The 15,557-nt window shown below is 71.5% G+C and carries 16 protein-coding genes; 13 read left to right on the top strand and 3 right to left on the bottom strand.

Features of this window, described 5'->3' with window-relative positions:
* The first annotated feature begins 64 nt into the window (after positions 1 to 64).
* From metX to HD596_RS40385, 3 genes are read left to right on the top strand one after another with little or no spacing between them, the layout of a single operon-like run.
* Positions 65 to 1,300 (top strand): homoserine O-acetyltransferase MetX, encoded by a 1,236-nt coding sequence (gene metX, locus HD596_RS40395; RefSeq protein WP_185074711.1) that lies wholly within the window; start codon positions 65 to 67, stop codon positions 1,298 to 1,300.
* Positions 1,297 to 2,634, top strand: a complete 1,338-nt coding sequence (locus tag HD596_RS40390) for an O-acetylhomoserine aminocarboxypropyltransferase/cysteine synthase family protein (RefSeq protein WP_185074710.1) — start codon at positions 1,297 to 1,299, stop codon at positions 2,632 to 2,634. Before metX ends, HD596_RS40390 begins: the two co-directional genes overlap by 4 nt.
* On the top strand, positions 2,631 to 3,113 hold the full coding sequence (locus tag HD596_RS40385) for a CoA-binding protein (RefSeq protein WP_185074709.1): 483 nt from the start codon (positions 2,631 to 2,633) through the stop codon (positions 3,111 to 3,113). The genes HD596_RS40390 and HD596_RS40385 overlap by 4 nt, the downstream gene beginning before the upstream one ends.
* Before the next feature lie 42 nt (positions 3,114 to 3,155).
* Here HD596_RS40385 and HD596_RS40380 read toward each other — a convergent pair whose 3' ends face one another.
* The gene (locus HD596_RS40380) at positions 3,156 to 4,130 is read right to left on the bottom strand and encodes an NAD(P)-dependent alcohol dehydrogenase (RefSeq protein WP_246555193.1); all 975 of its coding nucleotides are present in this window, start codon (positions 4,128 to 4,130) and stop codon (positions 3,156 to 3,158) included.
* A gap of 86 nt (positions 4,131 to 4,216) precedes the next feature.
* On the opposite strand from HD596_RS40380, the gene HD596_RS40375 reads away from it, so the two are divergent.
* From HD596_RS40375 to HD596_RS40350, 6 genes are all read left to right on the top strand, one after another.
* Positions 4,217 to 4,852 carry a TetR/AcrR family transcriptional regulator gene (locus HD596_RS40375; protein ID WP_185074708.1) on the top strand — a complete coding sequence of 212 codons (636 nt, stop codon included), beginning with the start codon at positions 4,217 to 4,219 and terminating at the stop codon, positions 4,850 to 4,852.
* 67 nt (positions 4,853 to 4,919) lie between these two features.
* Positions 4,920 to 5,312: a GntR family transcriptional regulator gene (locus HD596_RS40370; protein ID WP_313046284.1), complete on the top strand. Its 393-nt coding sequence runs from the start codon at positions 4,920 to 4,922 to the stop codon at positions 5,310 to 5,312.
* On the top strand, positions 5,309 to 6,199 hold the full coding sequence (locus HD596_RS40365) for an ABC transporter ATP-binding protein (protein ID WP_185074706.1): 891 nt from the start codon (positions 5,309 to 5,311) through the stop codon (positions 6,197 to 6,199). The genes HD596_RS40370 and HD596_RS40365 overlap by 4 nt, the downstream gene beginning before the upstream one ends.
* Complete coding sequence (locus HD596_RS40360; RefSeq protein WP_185074705.1) at positions 6,196 to 7,245, top strand: ABC-2 membrane transporter-related protein; 1,050 nt, start codon at positions 6,196 to 6,198, stop codon at positions 7,243 to 7,245. Before HD596_RS40365 ends, HD596_RS40360 begins: the two co-directional genes overlap by 4 nt.
* Positions 7,206 to 8,666: a S41 family peptidase gene (locus HD596_RS40355; protein ID WP_246555183.1), complete on the top strand. Its 1,461-nt coding sequence runs from the start codon at positions 7,206 to 7,208 to the stop codon at positions 8,664 to 8,666. Before HD596_RS40360 ends, HD596_RS40355 begins: the two co-directional genes overlap by 40 nt.
* A gap of 13 nt (positions 8,667 to 8,679) precedes the next feature.
* Positions 8,680 to 9,834, top strand: coding sequence for an alpha/beta hydrolase family protein (locus tag HD596_RS40350; RefSeq protein WP_185074704.1), 1,155 nt, complete (start codon positions 8,680 to 8,682; stop codon positions 9,832 to 9,834).
* A 36-nt stretch (positions 9,835 to 9,870) separates the two neighbouring features.
* On the opposite strand, the gene HD596_RS40345 is transcribed toward HD596_RS40350, so the two are convergent.
* Complete coding sequence (locus tag HD596_RS40345; RefSeq protein WP_221519740.1) at positions 9,871 to 10,530, bottom strand: GbsR/MarR family transcriptional regulator; 660 nt, start codon at positions 10,528 to 10,530, stop codon at positions 9,871 to 9,873.
* Between the two features lie 198 nt (positions 10,531 to 10,728).
* Here HD596_RS40345 and HD596_RS40340 point away from each other — a divergent pair, with 198 nt between their 5' ends.
* On the top strand, positions 10,729 to 11,883 hold the full coding sequence (locus HD596_RS40340; protein ID WP_185074702.1) for a serine hydrolase domain-containing protein: 1,155 nt from the start codon (positions 10,729 to 10,731) through the stop codon (positions 11,881 to 11,883).
* Here HD596_RS40340 and HD596_RS40335 read toward each other — a convergent pair.
* Positions 11,874 to 12,422, bottom strand: a complete 549-nt coding sequence (locus HD596_RS40335) for a TetR/AcrR family transcriptional regulator (RefSeq protein ID WP_185074701.1) — start codon at positions 12,420 to 12,422, stop codon at positions 11,874 to 11,876. The genes HD596_RS40340 and HD596_RS40335 overlap by 10 nt on opposite strands.
* A 97-nt stretch (positions 12,423 to 12,519) precedes the next feature.
* Between HD596_RS40335 and HD596_RS40330 the strand changes: the two genes are divergently transcribed.
* From HD596_RS40330 to HD596_RS40320, 3 genes are all read left to right on the top strand, one after another.
* Positions 12,520 to 13,260, top strand: coding sequence for an SDR family oxidoreductase (locus HD596_RS40330; RefSeq protein ID WP_185074700.1), 741 nt, complete (start codon positions 12,520 to 12,522; stop codon positions 13,258 to 13,260).
* Positions 13,261 to 13,352: 92 nt separating this feature from the next.
* Positions 13,353 to 13,928, top strand: coding sequence for a TetR-like C-terminal domain-containing protein (locus HD596_RS40325; protein WP_221519739.1), 576 nt, complete (start codon positions 13,353 to 13,355; stop codon positions 13,926 to 13,928).
* Position 13,929: 1 nt separating this feature from the next.
* Positions 13,930 to 15,492 carry an MDR family MFS transporter gene (locus tag HD596_RS40320; RefSeq protein ID WP_185074699.1) on the top strand — a complete coding sequence of 521 codons (1,563 nt, stop codon included), beginning with the start codon at positions 13,930 to 13,932 and terminating at the stop codon, positions 15,490 to 15,492.
* Positions 15,493 to 15,557 lie beyond the last annotated feature (65 nt).

Raw genomic sequence — 15,557 nt, 5'->3', positions numbered from 1 at the left:
GGTCCTTCCCACATTTCCGGTAGGTATTTGACCATACACTGGCCGTGGCGGCTACCATAGCCCTATGTCGCAGCCAGCCCCGGCGCTCGCGGCCGGCACGGTCGGCACGGTGGAGACCCGGCACCTCGATCTGCCGGAGCCGGTCCGCCTCGACTGCGGCCGGGAGCTGCACCCGGTGCGCGTGGCCTACGAGACCTACGGCGCCCTCTCGCCCCGGCGCGACAACGTCATCCTGGTGTGTCACGCCCTCAGCGGCGACGCCCATGCCGCGGGCCTGGCGAAGGCGCCGTCCGGCCAGAGCACGCGCGACGGGTTCGGGGCCGAGGACCGCGACGGCGCGGGCGGCAGAGGGCTCGGCTGGTGGGACGGGATGATCGGCCCCGGCAAGGCGTTCGACACCGACCGGTTCTTCGTCATCTGCACGAACCTGCTCGGCGGCTGCGGCGGCACGACAGGTCCGTCCTCGACCGACCCGGCGACGGGCAGGCCGTACGGGCCGGACTTCCCCGTGATCACGGTCGCGGACATGGTACGCACGCAGCGAGCGTTCCTCGACGCCCTGGGCATCGAGCGGCTCGCGGCGGTGGCCGGGGGCTCGCTCGGCGGGATGCAGGCGCTGCAGTGGGCGGTCCTGTTCCCCGACCAGGTCGACGCGGTCGTGGCGATCGCCAGCACGCACGCCCTGCACCCGCAGGGGGTGGCCTGGAACGCGATCGCGCGCGACTCGATCATGCGCGATCCGGCCTGGCAGGGCGGCCACTACTACGGCACGGGCCGCGCGCCCCATGCCGGCATGGGCGTGGCGCGGATGGTCGGCCACGTCACGTACCTGTCCGCGCCCGCGCTGAGCGAGAAGTTCGGCAGGCGGCTGCAGTCCGCCGACGCCCTCCGCTACACGATCATCGAGCCGGAGTTCGAGGTGGAGAGCTACCTGCGCCACCAGGCCGACTCGTTCGTCAAGCGCTTCGACGCCAACACCTACCTCTACACCTCGCGCGCCCTGACGTATTTCGATCTCGCGCGGCAGCATGGCGGCGGGTCCCTCTCGCCGGCGCTCGAAGGGGTCCGCGCGCGGACGCTGCTGATCGCCTTCAGCTCCGACTGGCTGTACCCGCCGTCGGCGTCGCGGGAGATCGAGCAGGCGCTGCGCGCCCTCGGCAAACCGGTCGAGTTCGAGGTGATCGAGGCGCCGTACGGCCACGACTGCTTCCTGCTCGAGGAGGCGCGGCAGACGCCCATCATCCGCCGGTTCCTGGCCCAGGACGGGGCCGGGACGACGTCGAGGAAGAGGTCTTCGTGACCGATCAGTTCCCCCGTGCCGAACAGCCCCGCGAGTTCGGGTTCGAGACCCGGCAACTGCACGCCGGGCAGCGGCCCGACCCGAACACGGGCGCCCGTGCGGTGCCGATCTTCCAGACGACCAGCTACGTCTTCGAGGATCCGGAATCCGCGGCGGCGTACTTCAACCTGCAGGAGTACGGGAACACGTACTCGCGCATCATGAACCCGACCGTCGCGGTCTTCGAGGAGCGGGTGGCGAACCTCGAGGGCGGCAGCGGCGCGGTGGCCTTCGCCAGCGGGATCGCCGCGCAGGCGGCCGCGCTCTTCACGCTGCTGCAGCCGGGCGACCACGTCGTCTCGTCCTCGGCCCTCTACGGCGGGACGGTCAACCAGCTCAAGCACCTGCTGCGCAAGATGGGCGTGGAGCTGACGTGGGTCGATCCCGACGATCCGGACGCCTGGCGCCGGGCGGTACGGGCGGACACGAAGGCGTTCTTCGGCGAGACGATCGGCAATCCCGCCGGCAACGTGCTCGACATCGAGACCGTGGCGGCCATCGCCCACGAGCACGAGCTGCCGCTGATCGTGGACAACACGTTCGCGACGCCGTACCTGTGCCGCCCGATCGAGTGGGGCGCCGACATCGTGATCCACTCGGCGACCAAGTTCATCGGCGGCCACGGCACGAGCATCGGCGGCGTCGTCGTCGAGGCCGGCACGTTCAACTGGTCCAACGGGCGGTTCCCGGTGGTCGCGGACCCGTCGCCCGCCTACCACGGCCTGCGCTTCCACGAGACGTTCGGGACGTACGGCTACCTGATGAAGCTGCGGGCCGAGACCCTGCGCGACCTCGGCGCGGCGCTGTCGCCGTTCAACGCCTTCCTGTTCCTGCAGGGGCTGGAGACGCTGTCGCTGCGCATGGATCGCCACGTCGGCAACGCGCGGGCGGTCGCGGCGTTCCTCCAGTCGCACGACCTGGCCTCCAACGTGACCTACCCCGGCCTGCCGGGGAGCAGGTACCGGCCGCTGGTGGACAAGTACCTCCCGCGCGGCGCCGGCGCCGTCTTCTCCTTCGACTGCGCCGGCGGCCGGGCCGGCGGGCAGAGCCTCATCGGCGGCCTGACGCTCTGGTCTCACCTGGCGAACGTCGGCGACGCCAAGAGCCTGGTCATCCACCCCGCCAGCACGACGCACCGCCAGCTCGGCGACGACGAGCTGCGGGCGGCCGGCGTCGGGCCGGGCACGGTGCGGCTGTCGGTCGGCACCGAGTCCGTCGAGGACCTGATCTGGGACCTGGAGCAGGGTTTCGCCCGCGTCGCCGTGCCGGCCGGAGAGAAGGTGGAGACGCCATGACCGATCTCGCGCGATACCAGGACCCGCTGACGATCCAGCGCGTGCTGCACTCCACCAAAACGATCGCGATCGTGGGCCTGTCCAACAACGAGCTGCGAGCCAGCTACTTCGTCGGCTACTACCTCAAGCGGCACGGCTACCGGGTGATCCCCGTGAACCCCCGCGAGACGGAGATCCTCGGGGAGACCAGCTACCCGAGCCTGCTCGACGTGCCCGTGCCGGTGGACCTCGTGAACGTCTTCCGCGCGCCGGACGCGCTGCCCGCCATCGCGGAGGAGGCCGTGGCGATGCGCGCCGGCGCCCTATGGTGCCAGTTCGGCGTGATCAACGAGGAGGGCGCGCGGATCGCCGGGGACGGCGGCGTGACCGTGATCATGGACCGCTGCCTCAAGGTCGAGCACGCCCGCTATGTGGGCCGGATGCACTGGCTCGGCTTCAACACCCAGCGCATCACGTCCGTCCGCGCCGGCCTCCAGTAGCCGCCCTTCGACGCGACGGTCCCCCGCCCACGACGTCCGGGCTCAGACGACGCGAACGATGATCTTGCCGCGCACGCCGCCCGCCTCCAGGGCCCGGTGCGCCTTGGCGATCTCCTCCAGAGGGAACACCGTGTCCACGACCGGGCGGATGGCGCCGCTCTCCACGTACCGGGCCAGATCGGCGAAGAGGCGGTGGGTGGGCTGGCCGCTGAAGAAGCGCACGCGCCGCCGGCCGTACACGGTGGAGGCGGCGAGGTACGACAGGGCCGAGGCGGCCCGGTTGACGTCGAAGGCGATCGCCACCATGCGGCCCGAGGGGGTCAGCAGGCGCCGGTAGGCGGCGTGTTCGGTGCCGACGGTGTCCAGGACCACGTCGAAGCGCGGCAGATCCGCGGGCCGCGTGGTGGCGTAGTCATAGACCTCGTGGGCGCCGAGGTCGCGGACGAGGTCGAGGTTGCGCGCCCCGGCCAGGGCGGTGACGTGGGCGCCGAGCGCCCTGCCGAGCTGCACCGCCACGACGCCCACGCCGCCGCTGCCGCCGCGTACGAGCAGCCGCTCGCCCGCCCGCAGCCGCGCCTTGTCGCGCAGTGCCGTGATCGCCGTCGTGCCCACCGGGAGTGCCGCTGCCTCCACCAGGTCCAGGCCCGCCGGGACGAGGGACAAATGGCGAGGGCGGACGGCGAGGTACTCGGCGACGCTGCCGAACGTGCGGCCCAGCACCCCCCACACCCGATCGCCCACCCGGGGGCCCGGTTCGGCCGGGTCCGGGCCCAGGGCGACGACCTCGCCGGTGAAGTCGAGCCCCATGCGTTTGGGGAAGCCCCGCTGCGCCAGCCCCGTCACGAGCCGCACCTTGCCGGCCCGGCCGTGCAGCTCGCCGCCGTTCACGCTGGTGGCGTGCACGCGCACCAGCACCTCGCCGGGTCCGGGGACCGGCTTGGGCACCGTGCCCACATACAGCACCTCCGGTGGCCCGTACCGGTCGAACAGGGCCGCGCGCATCTCAGTCGCATTCATCTCCACGGGAACGACGCTACCGAGCTAAACGGATGGCACCATCCACTTACGTTAATGTGAGAAACATGCCTGGTCATCCCTCTCAGATGGAGCCCGCACAGGATCTGCGGGCCGACGCGCGGCACAACCGCGTGCGCATCCTCGAGGCCGCACGGGAGGCGTTCGCCACGCGCGGGCTCGACGTGCCCATGGCGGCCATCGCACGGCGCGCCGGGGTCGGGGTGGCCACGCTCTACCGGCGCTTCCCGTCGCGGGAGTCGCTGATCATCGAGGTCTTCGGGGACGAGCTGGCCACGTGCGCGTCGGTCGTGGACGAGGCGCTGGCCGATCCGGACCCGTGGCGGGGGTTCTGCTCGGCGATCGAAACGGTGTGCGCGATGCAGGTCGCCGACAGGGGGTTCACCGAGGCGTTCCTGACGGCGTTCCCCGGCGCGATCGACTACGAGCGGGCGCGGGTGCGGGCCGAGCAGGGCTTCGCCAAGGTGGTACGGCGGGCCAAGGCCGCGGGACAGCTACGGGCCGACTTCGACCTGGCCGACCTGACGCTGCTGCTCAAGGCCAACTGCGGCGTCGCCACCGGGCCGAGCGAGGTCGCGGCGGCGGGGTCGCGGCGGCTGGTGGCGTACCTGCTGCAGTCCTTCCGGGCCCAGCACGCCGACCCGCTGCCACCCGCGCCGCCCCTCACCCTCGACTCCCTGTACGGGCCGGCGGCGGCACGGTAGCCCACCTTACGGTCCTCTAACATCTAGAGTCCTAAAGTGCTAGGAAGCTAGATAAATGGAGGAAGCCGTGATCGAGTTCCATCTGGACGGCAGGTCCGGGCTCTCGCCGTACCTGCAGATGGTCCAGCAAGTACGGCACGCGCTGCGGCTCGGCGTGCTGCGCGAGGGCGACCAGCTGCCGACCGTCAAGGAGGTCGTGGCGCAGTTGGCGATCAACGCCAACACCGTCCTCAAGGCCTACCGCGAACTCGAGCACGAGGGCCTGGTGGCCGCCCGGCCAGGGGTGGGGACGTTCGTGACGGCGACGCTCGCCGACACCTCCCTGGCCGCGCACGGCCCGCTGCGGATGGAGCTGCAGCGCTGGCTGGCCAAGGCCCGCCGGGCCGGTCTCGACGACGAAAGCATCGAGGCCCTCTTCATGACCACTTTTCGGACCTTCGCTCAGGAGGACATAGCGTGACCTCTGTCCTGCAGGCCCAGGGACTGGGCAAGAGATACGGCAGACGCTGGGCACTGCGCGAGTGCAGCATCGACATCCCGGCGGGCCACGTCGTCGGGCTCGTGGGCCCCAACGGAGCCGGCAAGACCACCCTGCTCAAGCTCGCCGGCGGCCAGCTCGAACCCTCGGCGGGCGGCATCACCGTGCTCGGCGACCGGCCCGCGGCCACGCCCGCCCAGCTGGCCAGGGTCGGGTTCGTCGCCCAGGACACCCCCGTCTACGCGGGGCTGACCGTCGCCGAACACCTGCGGCTGGGAGCCCGGCTCAACCCCCGCTGGGACGCCTCCGCGGCGCGGGAGCGCATCGCGCAACTCGGGCTCGCCCCCGCCCACCGGGCGGGCAAGCTGTCCGGCGGCCAGCGCGCCCAGCTCGCCCTCACGCTGGGCCTGGCCAAGCGGCCCGAGCTGCTGATCCTGGACGAGCCGGTCGCCTCGCTCGACCCGCTGGCCCGCCGCGAGTTCCTGCAGGGGCTGATGGAGGCCACCGTGGAGCACGAGTTCAGCGTCGTGCTCTCCTCCCACCTGGTCTCCGACCTGGAACGCGTCTGCGACTTCCTCGTCGTGCTCGTCGACTCCCGCGTCCAGGTGGCCGGGGAGGTCGACGAGCTGCTGGCCACCCATCACCGGCTCACCGGGCCGCGCCGCGACCCCGACCGGCTGCCCGCCGGCCAGCAGGTGATCTCCGCACGCCACACCGAACGGCAGAGCACGTTCATCATCCGCACCGAGGGCCCCATCCATGACCCGGCCTGGACGGTCAGCGGGCTCAGCCTGGAGGACCTCGTCCTGGCCTACATGGACAAGCGCACCGCCGAGAACCGGCGCGTCCCCCTGGAGGTGCGGCGATGATCTGGCTGACCTGGCGCCAGCTGCGCGGCTCGGCCGCGACGATGGCCACCCTCCTGGTCGTTCTCACCGCCGTCCTGGCCCTGACCGGCCCGGACCTGGCCAGCCGCTACTCCGCCGGGATCGCCGCCTGCACCCAGGACGGCAGCTGCGACCGCTTCTACAACCGGTTCTTCGGCGCGTACGAGACGCCCTTCCTGGCCGTCAATCTCGCCGTGCTGCTCTTACCCGCCCTCGTCGGGACCTTCTGGGGAGCACCGCTGATCACCCGCGAGCTGGAGGCGGGCACGCACCTGCTGGTGTGGAACCAGAGCATCACCCGGGGCCGCTGGCTGGCGGTCAAGCTCGGGCTCACCGGCCTGGCCGCCATGGCGGCCGCGTGCCTGTGCGGCCTGGCGGTGAGCTGGTGGTCCGGCCCCTTGGACGAGTCGGCCTCGGAGGGCCTCGCCCTGATGGCCCCCCTGGTGTTCGGCGCGCGCGGCATCGCCCCGATCGGGTACGCGGCCTTCGCCTTCGTCCTCGGCGTGACCGTGGGCATGCTGGTACGCCGCACCCTGCCCGCCATGGCCCTCACCCTGGCCGTCTTCGCCGCGATCCAGCTCGCCATGCCGCTGCTGGTCCGCGCCCACCTGATGCCCCCGGTCACCGGGACCTTCCAGCTCAGCCACGCGAACGTGGAGAACCTCGGAATCTCGAGGGAGGGAGGCGGGCCGGTGCGGATCCTCCTGAAATCGGCCGTTCCGGGCCACGCGGGTGCCTGGGTCATGTCCAGCACCATGGCCGATCCCTCCGGACGCACGATCTCCGACGACGACGGCGGAGCCGCCATCCAGATCTCCACGACGTCGGGACCCTGCTCGCCGACGGGGGCGGTGGGCGGCGACGGCTGCACCGCCGAGATCAACCGGCTCGGCTACCGGCAGCAGGCGACCTACCAGCCCCTGGAGCGCTTCTGGCCCTTCCAGTGGATCGAGACCGGGATCTACGCCCTGCTCACCCTCGGCCTCGCATGGTTCTGCTTCTGGTGGATCCGCAGGCGGCTGTCATGACCGCCGCCGCCGTCAAGGCCGCGGCGGCGGGGCTCGCCCTCCTCCTGGCGGCCGCCTGCACGGCGCCGGCGCCGCCGCGCAGCCAGGCGAGCCCGGCCGCCGGTACGGCCTGCGCGCAGCCCCAGGCGCGCCCCGGACCGGAGACGGCCACCACGATCGACGTCGTCGAGCAGGCGTACTTCTGCATCCTCGGCAACTACTACAGCGGCGCCACCCTGGACGCCCGCTCGCTCCTGACCGCCGCCTTCGCCGCCCTGACGCAGGAGCTCGACCGCGACGGGCACGACGTGCCGGAGGCCGGCATGCCGGCGCTGACCGGCGACCGCAAAGCCGACTGGGCCGCCTTCGAGGCCGTCTACCGGAAGGTCACCGACCAGGTCCCCGGCCTGCGCGACCAGCTGGCCGTGGTCACTCTCGAGGCTCTCGTGGCCGCCCTCGGCGACAACCACGCCGGCTGGACGCGCGGCGTCGAGCGGCCACCCGATTACCACGACGGCGACGGCTACGGCCTGGGCCTCGAAGCGAACGTCAACGGCGCTCAGGTGCACGCCAACCCCGGCACCGCCCTCGCGCCGCTGTTCGTCACCACCGTGCAGGGCGGCGCGGCGCAGGCCGCCGGACTTCGCCCGGGCGACGTCATCGAGTCGATCAACGGGTCGGCGCCCTTCATCGACGGGAAGGCGACACCCCCGATCGCCGCCCTCTACCCGCGATACCCGCAAGCGCGGCCGGTCCGGCTGCGCTTGCGGCGGCAGAGCACCGGCCGCCGCTGGAGCGTGACGCTCAGGCCCGGCCTCTTCCAGCGCGACCTGGCCGCCCTGCAGGTGGTGCGGTCGAAGCTGCTGGACGACGACATCGCCTATGTACGGATGCGCGCCTTCGCTCCCGACTCCGCCGACAGGGTCCTCAAGGCGATCTCCAGGCTGCGCACCGGCCGCATGCTCACCGGCGTCGTACTGGACCTGCGCGGCAACGGCGGCGGCAGCCCCAAGGAGGCGATCCGGCTGGTGAGCGCGTTCGTCCACGGCAAGGCCACCGGCCACCTGTGCACCGTGGACGGCAAGTGCGAGACCTTGTGGACCGACGACGCCGTCCAGCTGCTCGACCTGCCGCTGGTGGTGCTCACCGACCGCGGCTGCGCCTCGGCGTGCGAGCACTTCAGCTCCGCGGTCAAGGACCTGCGCATCGGCCGGCTGGTCGGCACCAGGACCGCCGGCGTCATCTCCGGACCGGCGCAGCCGTACCTGCTCGCCGACAACACCACGCTGGCCTTCCCCACCAGACACCACCTGGGGCCGGGCCGCGAGGTGATCGACCGGATCGGCGTGCCGCCCGACCACCATGTACCCCTGACCGCGAAGGACGCGGCCGCCGGGCGCGACCCCGCGCTGGCCAAGGCGCTGACCTTGCTGCACGAGTGAACGGACCTTTCCGATGAGACACCTCCTGGCCGCCGCCGCCGGACTGGCCGTCCTCGCCGCGTCCGCCTGCTCCGCGCCCGCGCCGCCCCGCTCCGCCGCGGTGCCCGCCGCGCCCACCGGCCCCGCCACCCTGCCCGCCCCCACCGGCCCCCATCCGGTCGGCACCACCGCCCTGTACCTGAAGGACACCTCCCGCCCCGACCCCTGGAACCTCGACGCGAAAGCCCGAGAGCTCAAGGTCACCCTGTGGTACCCGGCCGAGCAGCGCGACGGGCAGCGCGCTTCCTACATGACGCCGAAGGAGTCCGAGCTCACCCTGAAGGGAGGCAGGATCGCGGGCGTGCCGGACGACACGCTGAGCAAGACCCGGACCAACGCCGTCAAGGACGCCGAACCCGCGGGCCGCAAGCTTGCGCTGGTGGTGCTCTCCCCGGGCTTCACCAAGCCGATGAGCACCCTCACCTCCCTGGCCGAAGACCTGGCCAGCCGCGGGTACGTCGTCGCGGGCATCGACCACACCTACGAGAGCTACGCCACGACCCTGGCCGACGGGCGGGTCGCCGAATGCCTCGCGTGCGACAGCGACGCCGACCCGGGCTTCGGCACCGGCGTGGTCGCGGGCCGGGCGGCCGACGTCTCCTTCGTGCTCGACCGGCTGCCCTCGACGTGGGACGGCGCCGGCCGGATCGACCGCTCCAGAATCGCCATGGTCGGCCAGTCCATCGGCGGGGCCGCCGCCCTGGCGGCCATGGTGCGGGACCCCCGGGTACGTGCCGGGATCGACATGGACGGCACCACCTACGCCCGGATCCCCAAGGGCGGGCTCTCCCGGCCGTTCATGTTCATCGGTTCGCCGCAGCACGTCCCCGGCGGCAGCGACAACTCGTGGGAGCGCGACTGGAAGCTGCTGACCGGGTGGAAGCGCTGGATCGTGCTGTCGGGCTCGGAGCACCAGTCGTTCACCGACGTACCGCTGCTGGCGGGCGCCCTCGGCATCAAACCCGCCTATGGCCTCCTGCCTGCGGCGCGCGCCGCCGAGCTCACCCGCACGTACGTGGCGGCCTTCCTCGACCAGCACCTGAAGTCGCGGCGGCAGCCCCTGCTGGACCAGCCGTCCTCGCGCTACCCCGAGGTCAAGTTCTGCCCCGGGGCCTGCGGCCGATCCTGAGGCGCGGCGTGCCGGTCGAGCAGGACGCCGGGCCCGTCACGTCAGGAGGGGGCGCCAGCGGTCGGCCGACTCGATCATGTCGAGGCTGACGCGTTCCAGGAACGCCGCCGTCTTGGCCAGCCGTTCCCCCACGGGGCTGTCGAGCCCGAAGGTCTCGGCCGCCGCCATCGTGGCGCGTACGGTCTCCAGGGTCTGCCGCCTGCTGATCACGACGGAGCGGTACCAGGCGTCGTTGTCGATCACGTAGATGTCGCGGCGGCGCCGCGGATCGCGCTCGCGCCGGGCATACCCATGCTCGACCAGGTAGTTCACGGCCACGGAGACGGAGGCGGGGCTGACGTTCAGCCTGCGGGCCAGCTCGGCGGCGGTGCGCCTGCCGTCCTCGGACAGCATCAGGTCGTGGTGCACGCGCGCGGCCGTCCTCGGCATCCCGGCTCTGACCGCCATCTCGAGGATCTCCTGTTCCATCGCTCCGGCCGGCGGCGCGGCCGCCTGCGGGGGTGCCGGGGTGCCGCGCCGTGCCCGCTGGAGGGTCGCTTGGTGCGCCTGCTGGGGCCGGTAGCCGGTGGGGCCGCCGTTGCGTGCGATCTCCCGGGTGATCGTCGAGGTCGGCCGGTCGAGCCGCCGGGCGATCTCGCGGTAGGAGAGTCCGGCGGTGAGTCCGGCCGCGATGCGCTGGCGTTCCTGCTGGGTCAATCGTCCTCCTGGCATGCCACCAGTGTTGCCTTAGCCACCATTCATTGCAACATGGTGTTGCTTTCGGGCGCAGCGTCATTGCGCCAATTCATAGCTACTTACCAGGGATAACGTCCTTTGCCGGATTGACGCGCACCTGAATGCAACGTAGCTTTCGAGTTGCGCAAAACACGTACTATCGCAAAGCGAGGACTGGTCATGAGTGAATCTCTCCACACGGTCAGCCGTGGGGTCGTGCCGGAGGCCGCTGCCGGGCAGGACCGCCCGGAGCTGCACAAAGCCATCCAGGAGTTCGTCGATGCCGGTTTCGCCGGGATCCAGCTGCGCGTGCACGACGAGCGGGGTGAGTGGGTCGGCAGCGCCGGGGTGCGCAAGCTGGGCGAGGCCGCGAAGCCGCCGACGAACGGGCGGTTCCGGGTGGGCAGCACCACCAAGACCTTCACCGCGACCCTGGTGCTGCAACTGGTGGCCGACGGCGAGCTCGCCCTGGACGCCCCGGTGGCCGACCACCTGCCGCAGTTCGGCCTGGACCGGCGGATCACGGTGCGGATGCTGCTGCAGCACACCAGCGGGGTGTTCAACCACACCGGCGAGCTCGACCCCGACGGGACGTTCGTGCCGGGCATCCCCTCGGTGGGCCAGGAGTGGGTGGACAACCGGCTGCGCACCTACCGGCCGGAGGAGCTGGTGCGGTTCGCGTTGTCGAAGCCGGCCCGGTTCGAGCCGGGGACGGACCAGAGCTACTCCAACACCAACTACACGCTGGCCCTGCTGCTGATCGAGAAGGTCAGCGGCCGCTCGTACGCCGAGGAGCTGCGGCGGCGGATCCTGGGGCCGCTCGGGCTGTCGGACACCGTGGCGCCGGGCGCCCAGACGGAGATCCCCGGGCCGCACGCCCACGGCTACTACCGGTACGAGGACGCCGGCCAGTGGAAGGTGGTCGACGTCACCCGCCAGAACCCCTCCCTGCTGCCCGGCACCGGCGATCTGATCTCGACCACCCAGGACCTCCACACGTTCGTCGCCGCGCTGAACGGCGGCAAGCTCCTGCCGGCCCAGCTGCTGGCCGAGATGCGCCGGCCGCACGGGAAGCTCGGCTACGGCCTCGGGCTGTTCGTGCAGGACCTGGGCCCGGACCACGGTGGCATCGTCGTCCACCACAACGGCAGCACCCTGGGTTTCGGGGCGCTGATGTACAGCGCCCCCGACGGCAGCAGGACCCTGACCGCCTCGCTGACCAGCGGGGACGCCGCAATCGACGTGATGCAGGTGTTCCCGGTGGCGTTGGAGAAGCTCGTGAAGGAGGTGTTCCGCGACGCCAGGCCGGCCGAGCGCGAACCTGCTCAGGCGTGACGGCGCAGGCCGTCGAGGATGACGCGCAGGAGGTGGTGGGCGCGGGGGTCCCACTCCGCGGGCTCCAGGCGGGTCAGGTAGCCGATGAGCAGGATGACGTCGCGGGCATCCACGTCGGGGCGGATGACGCCCTCGGCCTTGCCGGCGTCGAGGAGCATGGTCAGCGCCTCACCGATCGGGCCGAGGCTGTGCGCGGACAGGTCCTGCCACACCCCCACCTCGACGGCCGCGAACACCCCGCGCTTGACCTTCGCGTACTCGGCCACCCGATCCAGCCAGCCCGCCAGGGCGGGCAGCGGCGCGTGCTCGGCGAGCAGGGCCGGCGCGGCGGCCACGAGGTCGTCCACGTCCTTGCGGTAGACCTCGGCGAGCAGGGCCTCCCGCGTCGGGAAGTGGCGGTAGAGGGTGCCCTGGCCGACGCCCGCCCGCTTGGCGATCTCATTGAGCCGCACCTCGGCCGCGTTCGCGATGACGTCTCGTGCGGCCTGGAGGATCCGTGCGCGGTTCTCGGTGGCATCGGCTCGGCGGGGTGCGTTCATCGGTCCTCTGCAGGGCGGATTGGCTAAGCGGACACGTGTCCGATACGGTGGAGGGACCAACCGGACACGTGTCCATTTTACTGTGGAGGAAATCCCCATGTCAGCCATCACGGGCAAGGTCGTAGCCATCACCGGTGCGAGCAGCGGAATCGGCGAGGCCACCGCCCGCCTGCTCGCCGAGCGGGGCGCCGCCGTCGTGCTCGGCGCGCGCCGAACGCAGCGGCTCGACGAGATCGCCCGCCAGATCCGCGACCGCGGCGGGCGCGCCGTCACCAGCGCCGTGGACGTCACCGCCCGAGAGGACCTCGAACGGCTCGTCGGCCTGGCCGTGACGGAGTTCGGGCGGCTGGACGTGCTGGTGGGCAACGCCGGCATCAGCAAGATCGGTCCCGTGGCCGACCTCGACGTGGCCGGCTGGTCGGCGATGATCGACGTCAACCTGCGCGGCGTGCTGCACGGCATCGCCGCCGCGCTGCCGGTGTTCCGCGAGCAGGGCCATGGCCACCTCGTGACCACGGTGTCGACGGCCGGGCTGAAGATCTCACCCACGATGGCGGTCTACGCCGCCACCAAGAACGCCGTACGTACCCTCCTGGAAGGGCTGCGGCAGGAGTCGACCGACGGCGTGCTGCGGACGACGGCGATCTCGCCGGGCTACGTGCGTACGGAACTCGCCGGCTCCATCGACAACCCCGAGGTCCGCGAGGAGATCCGCCGCAACATGGACCAGTACGCCATCGCGCCGCAGGCCGTCGCCCGCGCCGTCGCCTTCGCCATCGAACAACCGCGCGACGTGGAGATCGGCGAGATCGTCATCCGCCCGACGACCCAGGACTGAGCCCGCCCCCGCGATCAAGGCGACGGCGTTCGCGGGCAACCGATCCTCGCATAGTATCGAAACGAAATGATTTCGTTTCGATAGGAGGAGATGTGGAGGGTCGTTCCAAGCTCACACCCGAGCGCGAGGCCGAGATCTACGAGACCGTGGTGCGCCTGGTCGGCGAGCACGGCTACGAACGGTTGACGATGCAGCAGATCGCGGCCGCCACGCGGGCGAGCACCGCGACGTTGTACCGCCGCTGGAAGGGCAAGCCTCGCCTGGTCACCGAGGCACTGCGGCATGCCGCGCCGCCGCCGTTGGCCGACATCGACACCGGGAGCCTGCGTGGCGACTTCCTCGAGGGCGGACGCCGCATGGCCGCCGTCGCCGACGACCAGGAGGCGGTCATGTCGGCTCTGGCGCACGCCTCCAGGACCGATCCCGAGCTCCAGGAGGCGATGAACGAGGTCCTGGCCGCGCCGATGGCCGAGGCCGCCCGCCGTATCATCGACCGGGCCGCCGCGCGCGGCGAGATCGCCCCCGACTCCCCCGGCCGCGAGTTCATCCCCGAACTGCTCCTGGCCTCGGTCCTCGTGCGCCGCACCCGCACCGGTCGCGGCGTCCACGAGGACCATTCGGCACGCTTCGTCGACGCCGTCATCCTCCCGGTACTGGGAGTCCGCTGACATGACCGGCACCCCGTACATCACCACGCCGGTGACGGACTCCAAGCTTCCGGCGCGCTTCGGCTGGATCTACGCCGCCCTGATCGTCTCGATGCTGCTGTCGGCGCTCGATCAGACCATCGTCTCCACCGCTCTGCCGACCATCGTCGGCGAGCTCGACGGACTGTCCGAGATGGCCTGGGTGAGCACCGGCTACATCCTGGCCGTCACCATCGGCATGCCCGTCTACGGCAAGCTCGGCGACCTCATCGGACGGCGACCGCTGTTCCTGTGGGCACTGGCGATCTTCGTCGCGGGATCTCTGCTGTCCGGCCTCTCCCAGGACATCGGCCAGCTCATCGCCTTCCGCGCCCTCCAGGGCCTCGGCGGCGGCGGACTCATGATCAGCACCCAGGCCATCCTCGCCGACCTGGTGCCGGTGCGCCAGCGAGCCAAGTACATGGGCGCCATCGGCGCGGTCTTCGGCCTGTCCTCGGTGGCCGGTCCGCTCCTGGGCGGCTGGATCACCGACAACGCCTCGTGGCGGTGGGCCTTCTGGATCAACGTCCCCCTCGGCGTCGCCGCGTTCGCCGTCAGCTACTTCGGCATCCGGCTCCCCAAGCCCGGCCGGACGGTCAGACTCGACTACCTCGGAACCGCCCTCATGGCCATCACGGTCACCAGCCTGGTGCTGGTCGCCGACTGGGGCGGCAACGACCACGCCTGGGGCTCGCCGCTGATCCTGTCGCTCATCGCAGTGACCATCGCCGGCTCGATCGCCTTCGTCCTGGTCGAGCGGCGCGCCGCCGAACCGCTCATCCCGCTGAGCATGCTGCGCAACCGGGTGTTCGCCCTGTCCACCGTCATCGGCATGATCGCCATCGGCGCCGGCATGTTCGCCGTCGTCGGCTACATGCCGACCTACCTGCAGATGGTCTACGGCTACTCGGCGACCGTCTCCGGGCTGCTCCTGCTGCCGATGGTGGCCGGCCTGATGCTCACCGCCACCGTCTCCGGCCAGCTCATCGCCAAGATCGGCCGCTACAAGGGCTTCGTCATCTCGGGTCTGGTCATCGTCCCGGCGGGCGTGTACCTGCTGTCGACCCTCAACTCGGACTCGCCGGTCCAGCTGGTGTGCGCCTATCTGGCGCTGCTCGGCACCGGCATGGGCCTGCTCATGCAGAACCTGGTCCTGGCCGTGCAGAACGCCTTCCCGCGCAGCGAGGTCGGCACCGCCACCTCCGCCAACAACTTCTTCCGTGAGATCGGGGCGACCATCGCCACGGCCGCGGTCGGTGCGCTGTTCGCCGAGCGGCTCACCGGCTCTCTGTCCGGCCTCGCACCGAGCCTGGGCGGGACGGGCACCGACTCGCTCACCCCCGCGCTCGTCCGCTCGCTGCCCGGGTCCGTCCGCGATCAGGTGGTGCATTCCTACGTGGACGCGCTCCTGCCGATCTTCGCGGGCCTGTCCGTGGTCGCCCTCGCAGCCCTGGCACTCGCGTTCTTCCTGCCCGACCGCAGGCTGCGGGAGGACGACCCCGAAACGGGAACCGGTGACGCCGACACCCCCTTCGCCGCCGGCTGACGCGACGGCACGCTGCCGGTTCAGAGGGCTCGCGGCGGAGGACGATGGGGCCGCCGGGCTCTGGG

The sequence above is a fragment of the Nonomuraea jabiensis genome, from assembly GCF_014204795.1.
GTDB classification, from domain to species: Bacteria; Actinomycetota; Actinomycetes; order Streptosporangiales; family Streptosporangiaceae; genus Nonomuraea; species Nonomuraea jabiensis.
This window is presented reverse-complemented; position numbering and strand designations above follow the sequence as displayed.